This window comes from Mesorhizobium sp. M7A.F.Ca.US.006.04.2.1, from assembly GCF_004022915.1.
GTDB classification, from domain to species: Bacteria; Pseudomonadota; Alphaproteobacteria; order Rhizobiales; family Rhizobiaceae; genus Mesorhizobium; species Mesorhizobium ciceri.
This window is the reverse complement of sequence record NZ_RZQA01000531.1, coordinates 1-4,528: the sequence shown is the minus strand read 5'-3', so window position 1 is coordinate 4,528 and position 4,528 is coordinate 1. Positions and strand designations below refer to the sequence as shown.

The window sequence follows — 4,528 nt, the reverse complement described above, 5'->3', positions numbered from 1 at the left end:
CTGCAGCAGCGGGTGCTGCTGGTCGATGAGATCGACCGCTCGGACCATGAATTCGAGGCGCTGCTTCTGGAATTCCTCTCCGATTTCCAGATCAGCATTCCCGAACGCGGCACAATCCGCGCCACGGCACAGCCGATCGTCATCCTGACCTCGAACCGCACCCGCGAGCTTGCCGAGGCGCTGCGCCGCCGCTGTGTCTACCACTGGATCGGCTATCCCGACGCCGAGCGCGAGGCCGCCATCATCATGCTGCGCGCCGGCGATGTGGCGCAAGCAACGGCGCGCGCAGTGGCGGCGGCCGTGCAGACCATCCGTGCCCGGCCGCTGGCCAAGCCGCCGGGTATTGCCGAGGCCGTCGAATGGGCCAATGCCGCGACCATCCTGGAGAAGGGCGGCAGCCCGTGGCCGGAAGCCTTCCGCCGCGCCATCGGCGTGCTGATCAAGGACGAGGAAGACCTTTCCTACATTGCGCCGGAGCTTGGACGGATCGTCGAGGAGGCACTGGCGTGACGCGGGAGGTCATTTCGCAAGGCTGGCAGGACAGAGGGGGGCGACACAGAATGATGCGGGAAACAAGCCTCCCCCGCGCCGCCTCCCCATTCCTGGGTTTTGCCAGGCTCTTGCGCCGCTACGGCTTTGCCATAGCCCCCGAGCAAGTCTCCTGTTTCATGCAGGCGGTGACGTTGCTCGGTCCACGCTCGATGGCCGACATCCGCGAGGCGGCCCTCGCCACCCTGGCGCCGCCGCCCGACCGCCGCGACGAATTCGAAGCGCATTTCCAGAGCCATTTCTATGGCAACACATCTGCCATAGTCGAAGGCGACGCCGACGAGGAAACCCGCATCAAGGATGATGGCGGTGCGAGCCAGGAAGAGATCGAGGTCATCAGCCATCAGGAAGGTGGCAAACTCTCTTCCGGAGCCGAACAACTGAGTACCCGCGATTTCAAGCGCGACGACGACAACCTTGCCGCTTTCCGCCGCAGGCTCGCTTCAGCCTTGCCCGTCCGCCGCTCGTTCCGCACCGTGCGCACGCATTCGCGCGGCAAGCTCGATCTGCGCCGGTCGCTGCGGGAAATCGTCAGCGCCGATGGCGACGTACCCTCGCCGCTGCTGCGCCGCCGCCAGACCGTGCCGCGCAAGCTGCTGCTCCTGATCGACGTTTCCGGCTCGATGAAGCTGCACACCGCGGACTATCTGAAGCTGGCGCATGCCGCCGTGCAAGGCGCGGACCGCGCCGAAATCTTCACCTTCGGCACGCGGCTGACCCGCATCACCGCGGCATTGCGCATCCGCGACCGCGACCAGGCATTGGCCCGCGCCGCAGCCCAGGTCGACGATTGGGACGGCGGCACCCGCATGGGCCCGACGCTGCTCGCCTTCCTATCGGTGCCGCGCTTTTCAGCCTTTGCACGCGGTGCCGCTATCGTCATCCTGTCCGACGCGCTGGAACGCGGCGATCATGCCGAGTTGGAGACAGCCATGCGGCGGCTGAGCGTCCGCGCCTTCCGGCTGTCGCTGGCTACACCTTTGGCCGGCGACCCGCGCTTCCGGCCGGCAACGGCGGCACTTCGCGCCATCCTGCCCGACCTCGACGATCTCGTCGACGGCTCGTCGCTTGCCGGTCTCACCGATTTCATCCTGTCGCTCGCCCGCCCTGCTCCGGCGGCGGCGACAATCTGGAAGAGGGTTTCATGATGCAGAAAACCATCGACGCACATTTTCACATCTGGCGCCAACAGGACCAGCCATGGCTGGTCGGACCGATGGTGCCGCGCATCTTCGGCCCCTACGAACCGATCCGGCGCGACTATCCGATCGAGGAATTTCTCGAAGACCAGAGGGATTCAGGCGTCGAGAAGGCCGTCTACGTCCAGACCAACTGGGCCAAGGAGGATTTCGAGAAGGAAGTCGCTTTCCTGCAGAAGACGTCCGACGAAACCGGCTGGCCGCATGCCATCGTCGGCTACACCGACATGACCGTCGACGATATCAGGCCTCAGATCGATCGCTTGATGAAATACAAGCTGCTGCGCGGCGTGCGCATGCAGTTGCACTGGCACGAGACCCCGGCCTTCCGCTTCGCCGCCTTCGCCGATCAGGTGATCGACCCGAAAGTGCGCGCCAATGTGGCGCGGCTCAAGGATTATGGCCTGTCCTTCGACCTGCAGCTCTTCCCCGCCCAGATGAAGGACGGCCTGACGCTGGTCGGCGAGAACCCCGAAACGAATTTCATCCTCACCCATGCAGGCATGCTGACCGGCATGGAACCGGAAACCACCGAGGCCTGGAAGGCAGGCCTGCAAACGCTGTCGGCGGCGCCCAATCTTTACGCCAAGCTGTCGGGCCTCGGCACCTTCGTCCACCGCAACGATCCCCTGCTGATCGCCTATGTCGTAGACAACGCGATCGATATCCTGGGTGCCGACCATTTGATGTTCGGCTCGAACTTCCCGATCGAGAAGCTGTGGACCAGCCACGCTGAGCTGATCAAGGCGCACCGCGACGCGGTGGCCAAGCATGGTGCGGTGGCCGAGGCGGATATCTTCTGGAACACGGCGGAGAAGGTTTACCGGCCAGTGTGACGCCTCACTTCACCTCGAACTGCGGATCGACTGAAATCTGCATCGCCGTCACCAGATGGTTGGTCTGGCCGGCGAGCCCGATGATCGACACCAGTTCGCCATGCTGCGCATCGGTCATGCCCTTGGCGCGGGCTGCAGCCGTGTGCGAGTGGACGCAGTAGGAGCAGCCATTGGCGGTCGACACCGCGATGTAGATCATCTCCTTGGTCAGCGGATCGATGGCGCTGTCGGCGACCATCACCACCTTCAACTGTTCCCAGATCCGCTTCAGCGCCGAAGGATCATTGGCCAGCCCGCGCCAGAAATTGTTGACGAAATCGGATTTGCGCGTCGCGCGGATGTCGTCGAACACGGCTTTCACGGCGGGAATCTTTTCGACCTCGGCATCGCTGAGGAGTTTTGTGGTGGCCATGGGGTTTTTCCTTCGTTGGATCGTTGCGTGAATTGAATCAGGTCTTGAGCAATTGCGGCCAATCCACTCGTCCGATTCACTTTTCCAGCGCCGGCGTCTAGATTCAGGTCAGGCCGAGTCGAAAATGGTGAGTTCCGAGAACCGGAGCGGAGCGTACTTTTCGTACGTGAGCACCGGAAGCGCAGGAAACCGCCATTTGCAGGCCGGCCTCACCTGAATCTAATGCACGGCCGCGTACATGATCTTCTCCTCCGTGGCCTCCGCCGGCGAAAACTCCTCGACGATGCGGCCCTGGCGGCAGACCAGGATGCGGTCGGACAGGTTCATGATCTCCGGCAGGTAGGACGAGATGACGACGACGGCCAGCCCCTCATCGGCCAGCCGGTTGATGATCTGGTGGATCTCGGCGATCGCGCCGACATCGACGCCACGTGTCGGCTCGTCGAAGATGACGATGCGCGGCTTCTGCACCAGCCCCTTGCCGATCACCACCTTCTGCTGGTTGCCGCCTGACAGCTCGACGACGCGCGCATTGTCGTTGATTGCCTTGATGTTCAGCGTCTTCGTCCATTCGGCCGAGAGCGCGCGCATCTCCTGCGTGTTGATCACCCAGGCCTTTTCGCGACCCGCCGCCAGCAGTCCGCCGAACAGGTTTTCGGCAATGCCCATCGTCTCGAAGATGCCTTCGCTCTTGCGGTCCTCGGTGACATAGACGATGCCGTCGGCCACCGCTTCGCTCGGCACGAGATAGCGCACCGGTCTGTCATCGAGTTCAATCGCGCCGCCGCGCAGGAAATCCCGCTTGTAGATGCCTGAGACGATCTTGAATGTCTCGGTGCGGCCGGAGCCGATCAGCCCGAACACGCCGGTGATCTGGCCCTCGAAGATCGAAAAAGAGGTGTTGCGCACGACATTGCTCATCGAAATGTCCTGCACCGACAGCACTTTCTTGCCCGCCTTGCGCAGCTTCGCTTCGTCGCGCTGGCGGTAGATCTGTCCCGATAGCGTGCGCCCGACCATGGCGGAAACGATCCTGTCGCGGTCGAAGGCGGATGTGTCGTCGGTAATGACCAGCTCGCCGTCGCGCAGGATGGTGATGCGGTCGGCGATATCGAGCGCCTCTTCCAGCGCATGGCTGATGAAGACGATCGAGACGCCGCCCGCCTTCAGCCGGCGGATCAGCGCGAAGAAGTGCCGCTTCTCCTCCGGCGTCAGCGTCGCCGTCGGCTCGTCGAAGATGATGATCTCGGCATTGTGGTGGACGGCGCGCGCGATCTCGACCATCTGCCGCTTGGCGGCGCCCAACGTTGCCACCATGGCGTTGGGGTCGACCGGAAAATTCAGCGACTGCAGGAACTGCTGCGCTGAAATGTAGGTGCCGCGCAGCCGGTTGAGGAACTTTTCGGTGCCGAGATAAAGGTTCTGCGCCACCGTCATCGACGGCACCAGGCTGGTCTCCTGGAACACCATCGCGATGCCGGCTTCAAGCGCTGCGTGCGGCGAGGCGTAGGCGATTTCCTGGCCCTTGTGGA

Annotated in this window: 5 protein-coding genes; 3 read left to right on the top strand and 2 right to left on the bottom strand. The window is 63.4% G+C overall.

Translation table 11 applies throughout. From position 1 onward, the window contains the following. From EN925_RS24465 to EN925_RS24455, 3 genes are all read left to right on the top strand, one after another. On the top strand, window positions 1-510 hold a 510-nt coding region (locus EN925_RS24465), incomplete at its 5' end, for a MoxR family ATPase (protein ID WP_164894365.1). A 50-nt stretch (window positions 511-560) separates the two neighbouring features. Next, window positions 561-1,697, top strand: a complete 1,137-nt coding sequence (locus tag EN925_RS24460) for a VWA domain-containing protein (RefSeq protein ID WP_127369130.1) — start codon at window positions 561-563, stop codon at window positions 1,695-1,697. Further along, complete coding sequence (locus EN925_RS24455; protein ID WP_164753885.1) at window positions 1,697-2,584, top strand: amidohydrolase; 888 nt, start codon at window positions 1,697-1,699, stop codon at window positions 2,582-2,584. Before EN925_RS24460 ends, EN925_RS24455 begins: the two co-directional genes overlap by 1 nt. 4 nt (window positions 2,585-2,588) lie before the next feature. Here the strand turns inward: EN925_RS24455 and EN925_RS24450 are convergent, their stop codons facing one another. Together EN925_RS24450 and EN925_RS24445 are read right to left on the bottom strand one after the other, a co-directional pair. Beyond that, window positions 2,589-2,996: a carboxymuconolactone decarboxylase family protein gene (locus EN925_RS24450; RefSeq protein WP_127369128.1), complete on the bottom strand. Its 408-nt coding sequence runs from the start codon at window positions 2,994-2,996 to the stop codon at window positions 2,589-2,591. 219 nt (window positions 2,997-3,215) lie between these two features. Continuing rightward, window positions 3,216-4,528 (bottom strand): sugar ABC transporter ATP-binding protein (locus tag EN925_RS24445; RefSeq protein ID WP_164894364.1); only part of this gene is annotated, 1,313 nt, incomplete at its 5' end.